Below are 16252 nucleotides of genomic sequence, written 5' to 3' on the forward strand. Positions count from 1 at the left end.
CCCCAGCCGCGTACTCATCAGGGCACCATCAAGCATTACTGTAGCGATATCTATATGAACCGCAACTTAACAAACAGTCCTGACACTATAGAAAATAACTATCAGAGAAAGCCTACTGTGCTTTTTATCTCTGCTAGAATAGGCGCAGCAATTGCGGCTGCTCTTTCACCGCCTGATGCAAGCACACTATCGATATATCCGGGGTCTTTTTGTAGGCGCGCCATTTCTTCAGTAATAGGAGCAAGCTTGGCAGCGGCAACATCTGTTAGTGCCTTTTTAAACTCTGCAAAACCCTGCCCTTCAAACTCTGCGCAAACAGCATCGCGGGATTGATCCATCAACGCGGCATAAATACCAACCAAATTCGCAGCTTCAGGTCTGCTGTCCAGGCCTTCGGCTGTTGCAGGTAAAGGCTCTGCATCTGTACGGGCTTTGCGGATTTTTTGCGCAATTGTGTCAGCATCATCGTTCAGATTGATACGGCTAAACTCGGAAGGGTCAGACTTGGACATTTTCTTCGAACCATCACGCAAGCTCATGATCCGGGCACCCTCGCCCATGATGATAGGTTCGGTAAGCGGGAAAAGCTCTTTGCCAAAGTCTGTATTGAATTTTTGAGCGATATCGCGTGTAAGCTCAAGATGCTGTTTCTGGTCATCGCCAACAGGTACATGAGTTGCTTTGTAAAGCAGAATATCTGCCGCCATCAGGTTTGGGTAAACATAAAGCCCGACGGAAGATTTCTCTTTGTTTTTACCGGCTTTATCTTTGAACTGCGTCATGCGGTTTAACCAACCAAGGCGGGAAACACAGTTAAAAATCCAGGCGAGTTCTGCATGTCCGGCAACTTTGCTTTGATTGAACAAGATGGATTGTTCCGGATTGACGCCTGCTGCCATATACGCTGCCGCTGCTTCGCGGGTTTGGCTTTGCAGTTCTGCCGGGTCTTGCCATACGGTAATGGCATGCATATCAACAACGCAGTATATGCACTCATAGTTGTCTTGAAGGCGAACCCAGTTTTTAAATGCGCCCAAGTAATTGCCAAGATGCATGTTGCCGGAAGGCTGTGCGCCGGAAAAAACACGGCCAGCAGTTTGTTGTTGGGTCGTCACAGGTCGTCTCCATATAGAAATGGTTGCGCAGGCTAGAAAGTAACTCTTGTGTTACGAAATACTCGCGCCTTATGGCAAGCGTTCTAGTGTTGGTCAAGCGAGGATCAGTTTTTGCGGCTAACAGCTAACCGTATTTGCTTAAGGTTCAGTGCCCCCAATGCGAACGCACTTGCAAAATAAAGTGTGCTGCCAAAGGCAACGAACCCTGCAAGTGTTGCGATGCGTTGCCAGTTGTCTGTCTCGAACAGGTGGTGCAGTGTTGTACCTGCATAAAAGAGCCCGGTCGCCATCACGGCAGAAGCAACGATATATTTGCCGCAATTGATCCATGTTTGTGTCTCAACATGAAAATGGCCACGTTTCAGTAAGCCACCGTATAGCAATATTATGTTGAGCCATGCCGCGATTGCTGTTGCTGCAGCTATGCCAGCATGAGCCATAAACTGGATGAGGACTAAGTTTAAAACTAAATTGACGCTCAGTGATATGGTCGCATAAATCACAGGTGTTTTAGTGTCACCGCGTGCAAAATAGGCTGGTGTGAGCGTTTTCTGAATAACATATGCTGGCAAACCGATAGCATATGCAATTAAAGCAAAACTGGTCGCTTGTGTATCTGTAGCTGTGAAAGCGCCGCGTTCAAACAATGTAGCGATTAGTGGATAAGCAATCATACCAAGTGCTGTTGCGGCAGGAAGTGTGATTAGCAGGGAAAATTCAAGCGACCTATTTTGTTGTGCCACTGCGCCTTCATTGTCTCCTGCAGCCAAAAGCCGAGATATGCTTGGCAGCAAAACAGTACCTACAGCAATACCGATTACCCCGAGCGGAAGCTGTGCTAATCGGTCTGCCCAAAACAACCATGTAACTGAACCTTCTGGCAGCAACCTTGCTGCTATGATGATATCAGCAAGCAGGTTGATTTGCATGATACCGGCACCAACAGCAGCAGGTGCCATGACGCGCAATAATTGGCGGACATCTTCGCTTAGCTTTGGTTTGAGCAAGGTTACTTTGAGGCCGGCGCGTTTGGCCGCGCCGAACAGCAGCAGGAGTTGCAGCGCGCCTGAAATAGATACGGCTCCAGCCAGATAGCGGGCTGTTTCAATGTCGCTGCTATTGAAAAACAAAAGCGATAAAATCATGACAATATTTAACAATACGGGTGCAAATGCGGCAGCCGCGAACCGCTCCACAGCATTAAGCATACCAGCAAAGAATGACACCAACGATATCAGCAATAAGTAAGGAAAAGTGTAACGCCCGAGCTCGACAACTAGGTTAAACTTTTCTGCGCCTGCGGCGCCTTCATCAGTGAAGCCGCCCGTCAGACCAAACATAACAGGCACCATTGCGACTTCCATAATCAACAGCATCACGATCAACACAGGTAGTAGCCAGCCCAATACCCTACTGGCAAATGCCTCTGCAGCCTTTTGGCTTTCGGGTGTAATTTCTTTACCCAATGCTTTTGAAAATAATGGCACAAAACCAACAGAGAAAGCGCCTTCAGCGAACAGGCGACGGAAAAAATTAGGTAGCTTGAACGCAATGACGAAAGCATCCGAGGCCATGCCAACACCCAGATAGCGGGCCATCATCAAATCGCGAACAAGTCCAAATATACGGCTTAGAAGTGTGAAACCACTGACAGTGAGTATCTTTCGGATCAGGCTCATGCGGCACTTCCTGTTTGCTGGGAAGTTGTTTTTTTCTTAGGCTTAGGCGCACCAAAAATTGGTTCACCGCGTACGGCACGAAGAAGTTTTTCTTCAACGTTGCGCATGCGCACTTTGTTGGTAATTTTTCCTCCAAGCAAATCCTGGACGTAAAACACATCAACGGCGCGCTCACCGTATGTTGCCACATGTGCCGAGATAATAGATATCTTTAGCCCGTATAGGGCATATGTGAGATCATATAAAAGGCCGGGCCTGTCTTTGGCGTTGATCTCAATAACAGTAGACCTGCCGGAAGCCTTGTTATCTATTAATACGGCTGGTGCAACCTTGAAAGCACTGTCTTTGTTGCCAAAAATGCGCTTTTTGCCAAGCCGTTGTTTTGGTCGTGTTTTACCTCTAAGGGTTTCCAGAATAGAATGTTCAAGGGCCGCAATTTGATGGGAGCCATCAAGTGTTTCGCCGTTCATATCCTGAACTATGAAGTTATCCATCGCCATACCATCGCGGGATGTGTGAATTTTAGCACTCATGACACTGGCGCTTGCAACACCGAGTGCACCAACAATGCGAGCGATTAAGCCCGGATGATCCTGTACATATAGCGCGACGTTGGTCATTGATTGTTGTTCTTCAACGCGAACGGCTATGCCGATAGGCTGTTCAGCCTTGTCGGTGTCTGCCATCAAGTGTGCGTTTTGCAGTAGTGTGTCATCATCTTCCGCGATCCAGTAAGCATCGCCCATGCGCGCCTGATGTTTTTTTATTGTCGCATGGGACCAGCCGCCCAGAGACGTTGCCAGCGTTTCTTTCTTGTATTTTACACGTTCATTGCGGCCAATGGTGGCGTGCCCTGCCATTAATACACTCTCTGCTGCATAATAAAGTTCGCGCAGCAGTTGTCCTTTCCATCCGTTCCAGACGCCAGGGCCAACGGCGCGGATATCAACGACAGTTAGCAGTAACAGTAGCCTTAACCGCTCCGGGCTTTTAACAATATCGCAGAAATCCTGAATGGTTTTGGGGTCTGACAGATCGCGTTTGAAAGCCGTGTTGCTCATCAGCAGGTGCCAACGTACCAGCCACGCTACAGTTTCTGTTTCAGGCGCCTTAAGGCCCAAACGCGGGCATATGCGCTCAGCTACTTCTGCACCAAGCAGCGAGTGATCGCCGCCGCGACCTTTGGCAATGTCATGCAAGAGCACCGCCACATATAACACGTTGCGGGACAATACTTTTTGAATGACATCTGTAGATAAAGGGTGATCATCTGCCAGCGTGCCCGCTTCAATTTTTGATATTAAACCAATGGCGCGGATTGTGTGTTCATCTACGGTGTAGTGATGGTACATATCGTACTGCATCTGGGCGACGACGCGCCCAAAATCTGGCAAAAACCGACCAAAAACACCAGCTTCGTTCATACGGCGCAAGTTGATCTCGCCGTCTTTCGTTGATGTTAATACTTCAAGAAAGTAACGATTGGCTTCTGGGTCTGTGCGTACGCTGCGTGTTATCTTCGAAAGGTTTTGTTTTATAAGGCGTAATGTCGCTGGGTGAATATCCAGATTTTTGTGATCAGCAACGGCAAAAATTTTCATCATCAAGCCGGGGTTTTCAGCAAAGTCGCTTTCATTTAGGGCGACCAAGCGCCCGCTTTCTATGCCAAATCCACGCAGCTTCTTTGTTGGTCGTAGCAATGAGAAAAAGGATTTCTGCTCACGTGCTTCCAGCACAGCACAAAATATTCTTGTCAAATCGCCAACCTGTTTGGCGACAAGAAAATAGTGTTTCATGAATCGTTCGACGCCGCGTGCAGAAGGCCGGTCTTTGTATTGAAGTGCCTCTGATAGCCGCCGTTGCATGTCAAAGGTTAAGCGTTCATCTGCACGGTTGGACAGGAAATGGATAGCGACCCTAACGGTCCACAGGAACGACTCAGACTTCTGAAATTGTCGGTTTTCAGCTGGTGTTAATATATTGGGTTGGTTGGTATTTGCGCGGTTGATGCCGTATAGGTGCCGGGCAATCCACCACAGGGTTTGCAGGTCACGCAAGCCGCCTTTGCCGTCTTTAATGTTAGGCTCCACCACATAACGGGTGTTGCCCATCTTTGTATGCCGTAAGTCACGCTCTTCGAGCTTTTGTTCGATAAACTTTTGACTGCTGCCAGAGACAACGCGTTTATAGAACCGAGCTGCTGCCTTTTTAAACAACGTAGCATCACCCCATATATAGCGCGATTCAAGCAAAGACGTTTGGATTGTAAGGTCTTCTTTGGCGAGATGGACACATTCGTTGGGTGTGCGCGTGGCATGACCAACTTTCAAGCCCAAATCCCATAAGGTATAGAGCATATATTCAGCGACATTTTCTGCCCATGGGTTTGCTTTGTATGGGATGAGAAACAGCAGATCGATGTCTGAGAAGGGTGCCAGTTCACCGCGACCGTATCCGCCGGTTGCTACCAGGCACAACCTTTCGCCTGAAGTGGGGTTAGCAAGTGGATAGACATGTTCTGTGACAAAGTCATAGAGTGTGCGCATTAACTGATCCATCAGGTAAGATAGCGTGTGGGCACATACGATGCCTTTGTCACCATCCTCAAAAAAGCGCCGTTTTACCTCATCCCAACCAGCTTGATGAGCTTGCTTCAATTCCTGTACAAGAAGCCCTTGCCACTTATCGTGTGCTTCATGCATAGCAATATTGTTAAGCGTTATAGAAAGCGCTTTACGATTAATGACGGCAAGTTTTTTGCGTACAGTATGCATGGTTAGTAGGCTCTCTCGCCTGTTAGGTTATTCAGCTTCAAGGTCTTTCAATTCGTAAAGTAGATCAAGCGCCTGCCGCGGCGACAGTTCATCGATGTTAATCTCCGCCAGTCTGCTCTCAACAGCGCTTTCTTCCACAGCCGCTGGTGCGCTATATGCCGTGGGTGATGATTGAAAAAGGGGAAGGTCATGAACCAGGCGCTCTGGGCCACTGCTTTTGTCCGAGGTTTCAAGGTGATCAAGCACTTGTCTGGCGCGTCCAACAACTGCTGCGGGTAACCCTGCAAGTTTGGCAACCTGTATGCCGTATGATCGATCTGCAGCACCTGAAGCAACCTCATGCAAGAACACAACTTCGCCTTTCCATTCACGCACCTTCATTGATCGCAGCGACACACCGTCCAGTGTTTCTTTAAGGGCTGTGAGTTCATGATAGTGGGTGGCAAAAAGAGCCCGAGACTGATTGATATCATGCAAATGCTCTACAGCAGCCCAGGCAATCGAGAGGCCATCGTATGTTGCTGTGCCGCGACCAATTTCGTCTAGAATCACAAGTGATTTTGGCCCTGCCTGATTAAGAATGGCCGCGGTTTCAACCATCTCAACCATAAAGGTGGACCGACCGTGCGCAAGGTCGTCTGAGGCCCCAACACGGCTAAATAGTCGGTCTACAACGCCAACGGTTGCAGACTTGGCTGGCACAAAACAACCCATTTGAGCAAGTACAGCAATAAGAGCATTTTGTCGCAAGAATGTACTTTTACCTGCCATGTTAGGGCCAGTGATCAACCAAAGGCGCTCGTCAGTATCCAGATTACAATCATTTGCAATGAAATTGGCGCTCGTTGTTTTTGCAAGCGCCTGCTCAACGACCAAATGCCGCCCGCCAACAATATCGAATGCTGTGCTGTCATCAACGTCAGGGCGGACCAAGTTACATTCTTCTGCAAGAAGCGAAACTGCGGCTGTAACATCGAGCACAGCGAGCGCATCGGCTGTAACGGATATGGTGCCAGCAGATGCCATAACCTTATTGTTTAGAGCGCTGAATATTTCTTGTTCAAGCGCAAGTGCACGGTCGCCGGCTTCAGATATTTTGCCGGCAAAGCGTGATAGCTCTGACGATGAAAAGCGAACAGCGTTTGCTAGTGTTTGTCTGTGAATGAATGTTTCGTTCAGCGGCGGGGACATAAGTTTTTCGGCATGCTTGGCGCTGACATCCACATGATAGCCAAGCACGTTATTATGCTTGATCTTTAGGGCATTAATGCCGGTAAGCTTTTGATAGTCTCCCTCAAGGCCCGCGATCAGCCGTCTGCTTTGATCACGGAGCACTCTAAATTCGTCGAGGGCGGTATTATAGCCTTCTCTGACAAAACCACCATCGCGTGCCAAAAGCGGCGGTTCGTCCACCAGTGCCTTTTCAAGCTCTGCCACTAATTCAGTATGATCACCCAGGTCGTCGATTGCATCTTCAATGCGCATGGGTGTTTCATCAAGCGTGCCGGCTTTGGCCGACAGTTGCACTTTGGCACGCTTGGCGGCTTTCAGGCCGTTCATCACCGCTGCAATATCGCGCGGGCCGCCGCGGCCCAGCGACAAGCGCATCATGGCGCGTTCAATATCGGGCGTTGCCTTTAGGGTGTTACGTAGATCATCGCGTAGACTGCGCAAATCAAGCAAGTATGAAACACTATCAAGTCGCTCACTGATGCGCACAGGGTCAGTAAGCGGTGCAGAAAGTTGTTTTGCAAGCAACCGCGCTCCCGCTCCTGTGATTGTGCGGTCTATGGTAGACAGAAGGCTGCCTGTTGTTTCACCGGTTTGTGTTTTGGTTAGTTCAAGGCTGCGCCGTGTCGCGGCATCAATCATCATGGTGCCATCAGCGGACATGCGTTTTGGCGGATACAGCCTTGGCAGTTTGCCTTTTTGGGTGTCTTCCAGATAATCAACAAGAGCGCCTGCTGCCGCCAGGTCTGCGCGGCTCATGTTGCCAAACCCATCAAGGGTAGACACATCATAAAGCGCTTCAAGTCGTTTGCGACCACTGCTGCTATCAAATAGGTGTGCAGGCATTGTGCTAACGGTTGAACGCCAGTCAAATAATGCGGCGGTTATCGTTTCGTCGTCCATCGCCGTGTCTGCGACAAGCAGTTCGCCGGGTTGTAGGCGCGCTAAGTCTGCATCCAGTCGCCCGATTTTGGTTGGCAGGATGAAAAATTCACCGGTGGAAATATCGGCAACAGCAAGTGAAATATCTCTTTGTGCACGACCCAGCGCCACAAGATAATTATGACTGCGCGGGTTCAGCAGGTTATCTTCCGTTAGTGTGCCCGGCGTTACCAGACGGACAACTTCGCGGCGAACTACAGATTTGGCGCCGCGGCTCTTTGCTGCAGCTGGGTCTTCTGTCTGCTCGCAAACGGCAACTTTGAAGCCGCTTTTTATTAGTCGTGATAAATAATTTTCCGATGCATGTACCGGAACACCGGCCATTGGGATGTCTTCACCGCTTATTTTGCCGCGTTTTGTCAGTGTTATATCAAGCGCTTTTGATGCTTGCTCGGCATCCTCAAAGAACAGCTCGTAAAAATCACCCATACGATAAAACAGCAAACTATCAGGATGAGCAGCCTTTATTTCCAGATATTGAGCCATCATGGGCGTGACGCCGGGTTCTTTAAGTGCTTTTAGCCACTTGTTAGGCTGCGCATTTTCCGCATTGCCGTTTTCATTGGCTAGTTGCACAGTATCACTGGTGTCAGTTGGTGCTTCTTTTTCTAATGCCTCAGCCGCCAAGGTGTTGGTCCCCGTTTAAATAGATTAAAGTCGTCTTTAGAAATTCAGTTTAATTTGAGTTTAAATTGTCTTTGGCTTTATGCCATAGTAAACGCCGTATTGCTCGTTGCAGAGATAACAGTCTTTTAGAGCATTCCGGCACATGCTGCCAAGTAGAACATCAGGGGATACATATGTCAGGTAAAACTTCTAAATTTACTGACGAAGAAGCGCTGCGCTTTCACTCATCTGGCCGTCCAGGCAAGCTGGAGGTTGTTGCGTCAAAGCCAATGGCGACCCAGCGCGACTTATCACTGGCATACAGCCCCGGCGTTGCTGTTCCGGTTAAGGCCATCGCTGAAAACCCTGATCTGGCATACGATTATACCTCAAAAGGTAATCTCGTCGCGGTTATCTCGAACGGTACAGCTATTTTAGGACTGGGCAATTTAGGTGCGCAAGCATCCAAGCCTGTGATGGAAGGCAAGGCGGTTCTCTTTAAAAGGTTTGCTGATGTTGATTCGATCGACCTTGAAGTAGACACAGCCGATATTGATGAGTTCGTTAATGCTGTGCGCTATTTAGGCCCAAGCTTTGGCGGCATTAACCTTGAAGATATTGCGGCACCTGAGTGTTTTATTATCGAACAGCGCTTGCGCGAACTTATGGACATCCCCGTTTTTCATGATGACCAGCACGGCACAGCAATTATTACAGCTGCCGGGTTTATCAATGCACTTGATCTTACTGACCGCGATATCAAAAAAACCAGAGTTGTTGCACTTGGTGCAGGAGCGGCATGTATTGCATGTATCGAACTGATTAAAGCGATGGGTCTGCCACATGAGAACGTGACTATGGTTGACCGGACGGGTGTAATCTATGCTGGCCGCGAAGAAAGCATGAATCAGTGGAAATCTGCGCATGCTATCAAGACAGATGCACGCACTCTTGAAGAAGCCATGAAAGGCGCAGATGTGGTGATTGGTTTGGCTGCTGCCGGCGCGATCTCCAAGGATATGGTTGCCAGCATGGCAGATAAGCCAATTATTTTTGCTATGGCAAACCCGGATCCGGAAATAACGCCGGAAGATGCGCGCGCCGTGCGCCCAGATGCCATTATTGCGACAGGCCGCTCTGATTATCCTAATCAAGTCAATAATGTGCTTGGTTTCCCGTATATTTTCCGCGGTGCACTTGATGTGCGCGCACGCACAATTAATGATGAAATGAAGATTGCTGCAGCAACGGCACTTGCTGAACTGGCCCGTGAAGATGTGCCTGATGAAGTGGCTGCTGCTTATGGTGGTGAGCAGCCTCACTATGGACCGGATTATATTATACCAGCCCCCTTCGATCCGCGTCTCATTCGCAAAATCCCGGTATTGGTGGCCAAGGCTGCTATGGATACGGGCGTGGCACGCAAGCCTATTGATGATCTTGAGGCGTATGAGGTGTCCCTGTCTGCGCGGTTGGACCCAACGGTTGATACGCTGTCCACAATCTTTGAAGATTTGAAGCGCCGTCCGCCTCGGCGTGTGGTGTTTGCCGAAGCTGAGGAAGACAAGGTGTTGCGTGCAGCCGTTGGCTTTAAGGCTGCGGGTTACGGTACGCCCGTGCTTGTTGGTTATGAAGCACCTATCCGTGAAAAATTGCGTGAAATGGGTGTGGACGATACTGAGTTTGAAATTTCAAATGCCAGCAATAACCCCCGCCGTAATGATTATGTTGAAGCACTTTATGAACGCCTTAACCGACGTGGCTTTCTGCACCGTGATGTTAGTCGTCTCGTGAAAAGAGACCGGAATGTGTTTTCTGCCTGTATGGTGGCAAACGGTGATGCGGACGCAATGGTAACTGGCGTAACCCGCCATTATTGGCGTGCCCTTAAAAACATTAAACGAGTGATTGATCCTCTACCGCATCAGCGCCCTTTTGGTTTGTCAATTATGGTGATGCGTGGTCGTACAGTGTTCTTGGCTGACACAACGGTTAATGAGTTGCCATCAGCTAACGAATTGGCGGACATTGCTGAGGTTGCTGCATCGTTTGTACGCCGGCTTGGACATAATCCACGCGCAGCGTTCCTATCGTTTTCTAACTTTGGCAACCCGCCTTCTGATCGGACGCGCCATATACAGGAAGCAGTTTCACTTCTTGAAGAACGCAAAGTTGATTTTGAGTTTGACGGCGAAATGCAGGCCGATGTTGCTTTGAACCGCGACCTGATGGAAAAATACCCGTTTATGCGTCTGTCCGGTCCAGCTAATTTGCTGATTATGCCAACGCTTCACTCGGCTAATATTAGTTATAAATTATTGAGTGAATTGGGCGGTGGGCGCGTTATCGGGCCGATGTTGCTTGGGATGAGTCACTCAATTCAGGTTGCGCGCCTAACATCAACCGCATCTGATTTGGTGAATATGGCCGCACTGGCAGCCAGTAATGCGGCAGCACTGGAGCAATCCCGCGCGCAACAGGAAGAGCTGGATATCTAGTTTATCTTTTGAAATAATCAGGTTGGCGATTATTCTTTGCCAGCCTGCCAGCGTTCCAGTTTGCGATAAAGCGTTGATGGGTTAATTTTCAGTGCCTTTGCAGCCTTGCGCACTTTGCCACCACTTAGCGCTATTGCGGTTTCCATTATACGGCGTTCAACGACAGCGAATGGTTCGATCGTATCTACTGGTATGTGTGCGTGCGTTGGCGGCGGCGTGGTGTTGTGCGTGCTGGTCACAAAAGCACTGCTCGTGTTACTGTTTGAGAGAGATTGACCAGGAAGGGTACCAAGGGTTGGGCGCAACATGTCCGCAGTTAGTTCGGGGCCATCGTTGAGCACAACAGTACTTTGAATAACATTGCCCAGTTCTCGAACATTGCCTGGCCAGTTGTGGCTCATAAGGCGGCTTTCAGCATCATTTGAGAGTGTTTGGAATTTCTTGTTTTCTTCAGCTGAAAATGTAGCAAGCATGCTACGGGCAATGGCAAGCACATCTTGTCCCCGGTCTCTCAGTGCCGGCATGTGAATAGGCACAACATGTAGGCGGTAAAACAGGTCTTCACGAAAGCGTCCGGCCGTTACTTCATCAGCAGGAATGCGATTCGTTGCGCATACGAAACGAACATTAACATCAACAGGTGTGTTGCTACCAACAGGTACGATTTGGCTTGTTTGAATGAAGCGTAATAGTTTGCTTTGCAGATCAAGGGGCATTTCGCATATTTCGTCCAAAAACAGAGTGCCGCCATCAGCCATTATTGCGGCACCTTTTCGGTCGGACGTTGCACCTGTGAAGGCGCCCTTTACATGTCCAAATATTTCACTTTCAATTAGGTTGGTGGGGATGGCTGCACAGTTTAACGCGACAAAACGTTTGTTTTTTCTGGGGCTAAGTTGATGGATTGCCTCTGCGGCTAGTTCTTTACCTGTGCCCGACGGACCAACAATGAATACGCTTGCCTTGGATGGTGCGCTGTCTTTTATCATGCGGTAAACAGCTTGCATAACAGAGCTGTCGCCGATGAATTTAAAGAAGGATTTATGCGCTCCTGAGCCGATGCGTTGAACAAGGGAAGACAAGCGTGATATTTCAAGTGCGTTATTAACGGTTGTTGTTAGGCGCTCAGCGGTGAATGGTTTTAAGAGAAAGTCGGAAGCGCCTTCGCGCATTGCCTCAACGGCAACGGTTACAGAACCGTGGGCCGTTATCACGATTACGCGTGATTTAACCTGTTCTGCAGACAGGCGTTTGAGGATATCAATACCGTCCATGTCTGGCAGTTTAAGGTCTAGCAGAATAATGGATGGTTCTTGCTCCATTATGTGAGACAGGGCTAGTTCGCCTGTTTCTGCAAGGGTAATTTCAAGGCCAAGCGGTGCGAGGTAACTTTGATACGTCAGCGCCAAAGTAGGGCTATCTTCAACAATCAGCACAGTCTCTTTTGTTGTCGCCATTGTTACATTTCCGCTTTTGCACCAGGAGTTTCATGGTGATCTTAGCTTAGTCAGTCTCGCTCAGCCAGTCTTTATGTTGCAAAATGCAACAGCAACCTGATCAGCCCTAACTTTAGAAAAATTGTATTTAATCAGTGACGAAAGTTTTACCGCTTCCTTTTATAATCAAAGGTCCCAAATAGATATTGAATGTAAGAGTGAGTAATCTCATGCGTGAAAAAAATACAGCCGAAATGATGAAACCTGAGCAGCACGCAAACACATTTCAGGGTGGGTCGGCTGACGCGAGAGCTTATCGTCGGCGCTCTGTATTGTGGCCTGCAACACTAAAAGTTGGGCAGCACACGTTTGTTTGCCAGATATGGAATATGTCTTTGGGAGGTGCGCGCATCAAGATGGACCTGCCTCTTCGAGACGGGGCGTCTGTAATGCTTGTTATTGCTGGACGGGGAGATATTCCTGCATGTGTTTCATGGTGTGAAGACGGAGAAGCGGGCCTGGAATTTGTGATCCCGGCAGATGAGGTGAGAATTTTGTTTCTTGATAGAGCTCAAAGCCTCGGGTTTGAACGTTTTGATGGACCGAAGTCTTAGTTTTTTGCGTTGTTACGCAAGGTTAGTATTCTCCGGCTGATAACACAAAGTACCATGTTTATTAGATACTTGCCCTAAAGGTTTGATCGTGAAGCTTGACGCTTTCATTATTTCATGGCTGATACAACGCTATGGAAAGCCGAATAAAAACATCTCTTTGGATTGAAGCGCATATTCGTATCTGTTTTGCAGCCGACATGCCCGCTTTTGTTGTTGCGCGCGGAGATAGTGACCGTGGCGGTGTTTTGTTAAAAGTTGATCAATTTGATGCTGGTATCACATTGTATGAAAAAACAATGGATTTTGATGGCAATGCTGTGTGGCGATGCCTCTATTCTGGTGCAAATACTGCTGAAATTAGTGAAAAAATAGCAAAAAAACGCGACTTTGACCCTGATTTATGGGTTTTAGAGATTGAAGATATGCGACAAACCTACCAGCCGGATGCAGCTATTTTAGACGGTTAACATCTGAAAAGCTTGACGGCAGCCTGTGGGCTCCATAGGTAAAGCGCAGATATGTTCTGACCAGCAAGCGTGAAGTAAAGAGTCTTGAGATGACGAAACTTGATATTATCAATGTGCCCCACCCTTTGTTAAAAACACTGTCAACGCCGGTTGAACGTGTTGACGATGAAGTACGCAAGCTACTCGACGACATGTTGGAAACCATGTATGCCGCACCCGGGATTGGCTTGGCGGCAATTCAGGTTGCTGTGCCGAAGCGTGTTATTGTTTTAGACACGGCGCCAGAAGGTGAAGAAGACCGCAAACCGCTTTTCCTTGTAAACCCTGAGGTTACATGGGAATCAGAAGACTTGAATGTGTATAGTGAAGGCTGTCTTTCTGTTCCAGAGCATTATGCTGATGTGGAACGACCTGCGTCAGTTCGGGTCAAGTATCTGGATTATAAAGGCGACTTGCGTGAAGACCTGATGGAAGGTTTAACTGCCACGTGTGTCCAGCATGAAATTGACCACCTGGACGGCATTGTCTTTATTGATTATCTATCAAAACTAAAGCGCAACATGATCATCAAAAAAGTACAAAAAGCGACGAAAGACACCGTTGTTCTATAGTGGTAGTTCGGTAATTCGGGAGAAGTGACGTGAAGCTCATCTTTATGGGAACCCCCGATTTTGCTGTGCCAACCTTGCGCGCATTACATGCTGCGGGCCATGATATCGTTGCCGTTTACACCCAGCCGCCTCGCCCTGCTGGTCGCGGTAAACGAGAACAGAAAAGTTCTGTGCATAAAGTGGCTGAAGAGCTTGGCTTGCATGTTGAAACACCGTTATCCATGAAAACGCCTGACGCTCATGAGCAGTTTGCATCGTTGGATGCAGCCTGTGCCGTAGTGGTTGCTTATGGTCAAATTTTACCACAACAGATTTTAGATGCGCCCACATTTGGCTGCATCAATGTTCATGCTTCGCTTTTGCCCCGGTGGCGCGGCGCGGCGCCGATTCACAGAGCGATAATGGCAGGTGATGCTGAAACAGGCGTTTGTATTATGCAAATGGAAGCTGGTCTGGACACTGGCCCGGTTATTGTTAGTGCGGCCACCGATATTTCAGCTGATGACACAACCGCTACGCTACACGATCGTCTCGCTGATATGGGGGCAGGCCTCATCAACGGTGCCATTGACCTCATTGCGGATGGTGATTTGGTGGTGGCTGAGCCGCAACCAGATGCGGGCGTTACATATGCGCGCAAGATAGACAAGGCTGAAGCAGAAATTAACTGGTCACTATCAGCCGATGAAATTGATCGAATGGTTCGCGGGCTTTTTCTGTTTCCTGGTGCTTGGTCAATAGTTGAAGGTGAGCGTGTGAAAATTTTGGCAGGTCGGGCAGATATGTCTACAAACCACGATGCGGTTGCGGGTGCAGTTGTTTCAGACACGCTTACAGTTGCATGTGGTAAAGGTGTTTATCACATTGAGAAAGCACAGCGCGCAGGTAAATCTGTTATGGACAAAGATACCTTTCTAAGAGGGTTTCCGGTATCCAAAGGCGCAGTTCTTGGCGGGCAGGTTGATGAAGCGCTTTAAGCTAACAGTCGAATATGACGGCAGACCGTATGTCGGCTGGCAACGACAGAAAAACGGTGCGTCTGTTCAAGAAGCATTAGAGACCGCAATCAGTAAATTTGTGCCTGAAGAAACGGTGGCATTAACAGGCTCTGGTCGTACGGATGCAGGTGTTCATGCATACGGGCAGGTGGCGCATTTTGATACGGCACGCGATATATCTTCTGATGAAGTGCAGGGCGCTATCAACTATCATATAAAACCAAACCCTATTGCGGTTGTCGCTGTTGAAGAAGTAGACACAGATTTCAATGCTAGGTTTTCTGCTGTGCGCAGGCATTATGTCTATAAGATCATCAATCGCCGCGCACGGCTTACGTTTGAAGCTGGGCTGGCGTGGCATATCAAACCTGAACTTGATGTGTCCTCTATGCATACGGCGGCACAGCATCTTGTTGGTTGCCATGATTTTACAACTTTCCGTCATGTACATTGTCAGGCCCAAAGTCCGGTAAAGACAATGGATTACTTGCGTGTGGAGCGCGAAGGGGACAGCATTTTTGTTTATGCTGGTGCGCGGTCGTTTTTGCACCATCAAATACGTTCGATAACAGGAACCTTGCATCTTGTAGGAACGGGTAGCTGGTCTACAGATGATATGAAAGCAGCGCTTGAGGCCAAGGACCGCAATGAGCTTGGTTTTAATGCGCCGCCGGACGGCCTTTATTTCCTAAAGGTAGATTACCCGGAAGGGTAACTCACATAATCACATTATGCTGCATAGCTAGCGGGTTGGTGTACCAGAAGAGCATATGCTGCCGCCGCGTCAGTTGACTGTCTTAGTTTGTCGCAAATAGTTGGGTCGCGCAGCAACCTGGAAACACGCGCTAGCGCTTTCAAATGATCTGCTCCGGCATCTTCGGGCGCAAACATCATAAATACAAGGTCAACAGGCAAGTCATCAACAGAACCAAAATCAGTTGGTGTTGAAAGTCGTGCAAAAATACCGGTGATATTTTCCAAGCCTTCGATGCGCGCGTGCGGAATGGCGATGCCGCGACCAACGCCTGTACTGCCAAGCCGTTCGCGTTCAAGCAATTTGTCAAAAGCAAGCCGCTCGTCAACACCGTGGAGTTGAGCCCACTTGCGTGACAAGGTCTGTAGAATCTGTTTTTTGCTGGAGGCTTTGACGTCAGCAAAAACATGCTCAGCCGCTAACAGGTCTTCAATATTCATTACTACTCTCGACAAACTCTTTACTCACACAGGGTGCTGTGCTTGTGCATGACACCCCGTGATAATTTGCGCTATATAGTGTGTGATT

The 16252-nt window shown here is 48.6% G+C and carries 12 protein-coding genes; 6 read left to right on the forward strand and 6 right to left on the reverse strand.

Features of this window, described 5'->3' with window-relative positions; all coding sequences use genetic code 11:
- Positions 1 to 101 precede the first annotated feature (101 nt).
- From trpS to mutS, 4 genes are all read right to left on the reverse strand, one after another.
- A complete protein-coding gene (gene trpS / locus OEU88_RS02330) occupies positions 102 to 1115 on the reverse strand; it encodes a tryptophan--tRNA ligase (protein WP_262693490.1) in 1014 nt (337 codons plus the stop codon).
- A 104-nt stretch (positions 1116 to 1219) separates the two neighbouring features.
- Positions 1220 to 2794, reverse strand: a complete 1575-nt coding sequence (murJ, locus tag OEU88_RS02335; protein WP_262693491.1) for a murein biosynthesis integral membrane protein MurJ — start codon at positions 2792 to 2794, stop codon at positions 1220 to 1222.
- Positions 2791 to 5568 carry a [protein-PII] uridylyltransferase gene (locus tag OEU88_RS02340; RefSeq protein WP_262693492.1) on the reverse strand — a complete coding sequence of 926 codons (2778 nt, stop codon included), beginning with the start codon at positions 5566 to 5568 and terminating at the stop codon, positions 2791 to 2793. The genes murJ and OEU88_RS02340 overlap by 4 nt, the downstream gene beginning before the upstream one ends.
- 27 nt (positions 5569 to 5595) lie before the next feature.
- Positions 5596 to 8229 (reverse strand): DNA mismatch repair protein MutS, encoded by a 2634-nt coding sequence (gene mutS / locus OEU88_RS02345; protein WP_394805222.1) that lies wholly within the window; start codon positions 8227 to 8229, stop codon positions 5596 to 5598.
- A gap of 311 nt (positions 8230 to 8540) precedes the next feature.
- Between mutS and OEU88_RS17610 the strand changes: the two genes are divergently transcribed.
- Positions 8541 to 10844, forward strand: coding sequence for an NADP-dependent malic enzyme (locus OEU88_RS17610; protein ID WP_317279122.1), 2304 nt, complete (start codon positions 8541 to 8543; stop codon positions 10842 to 10844).
- Between the two features lie 29 nt (positions 10845 to 10873).
- On the opposite strand, the gene OEU88_RS02360 is transcribed toward OEU88_RS17610, so the two are convergent.
- A complete protein-coding gene (locus OEU88_RS02360) occupies positions 10874 to 12301 on the reverse strand; it encodes a sigma-54-dependent transcriptional regulator (RefSeq protein ID WP_262693494.1) in 1428 nt (475 codons plus the stop codon).
- A 209-nt stretch (positions 12302 to 12510) separates the two neighbouring features.
- On the opposite strand from OEU88_RS02360, the gene OEU88_RS02365 reads away from it, so the two are divergent.
- The 5 genes from OEU88_RS02365 to truA all read left to right on the forward strand — a co-directional run bounded on the left by OEU88_RS02365 (position 12511) and on the right by truA (position 15685).
- The gene (locus tag OEU88_RS02365) at positions 12511 to 12894 is read left to right on the forward strand and encodes a PilZ domain-containing protein (RefSeq protein WP_262693495.1); all 384 of its coding nucleotides are present in this window, start codon (positions 12511 to 12513) and stop codon (positions 12892 to 12894) included.
- Positions 12895 to 13025: 131 nt separating this feature from the next.
- Entirely contained in the window at positions 13026 to 13361 is a 336-nt protein-coding gene (locus tag OEU88_RS02370) for a DUF1491 family protein (RefSeq protein WP_262693496.1), read from the forward strand.
- Positions 13362 to 13450: 89 nt separating this feature from the next.
- Positions 13451 to 13972, forward strand: coding sequence for a peptide deformylase (gene def, locus OEU88_RS02375; RefSeq protein ID WP_262693497.1), 522 nt, complete (start codon positions 13451 to 13453; stop codon positions 13970 to 13972).
- A 29-nt stretch (positions 13973 to 14001) separates the two neighbouring features.
- Positions 14002 to 14949 carry a methionyl-tRNA formyltransferase gene (gene fmt, locus OEU88_RS02380; protein WP_262693498.1) on the forward strand — a complete coding sequence of 316 codons (948 nt, stop codon included), beginning with the start codon at positions 14002 to 14004 and terminating at the stop codon, positions 14947 to 14949.
- Positions 14936 to 15685, forward strand: coding sequence for a tRNA pseudouridine(38-40) synthase TruA (gene truA / locus OEU88_RS02385; protein ID WP_262693499.1), 750 nt, complete (start codon positions 14936 to 14938; stop codon positions 15683 to 15685). Before fmt ends, truA begins: the two co-directional genes overlap by 14 nt.
- 14 nt (positions 15686 to 15699) lie before the next feature.
- On the opposite strand, the gene ptsN is transcribed toward truA, so the two are convergent.
- Positions 15700 to 16164: a PTS IIA-like nitrogen regulatory protein PtsN gene (gene ptsN, locus OEU88_RS02390; protein ID WP_262693500.1), complete on the reverse strand. Its 465-nt coding sequence runs from the start codon at positions 16162 to 16164 to the stop codon at positions 15700 to 15702.
- Positions 16165 to 16252: the final 88 nt, after the last annotated feature.

The organism is Kordiimonas aquimaris (genome assembly GCF_025574485.1).
Taxonomy (GTDB): Bacteria; Pseudomonadota; Alphaproteobacteria; order Sphingomonadales; family Kordiimonadaceae; genus Kordiimonas; species Kordiimonas aquimaris.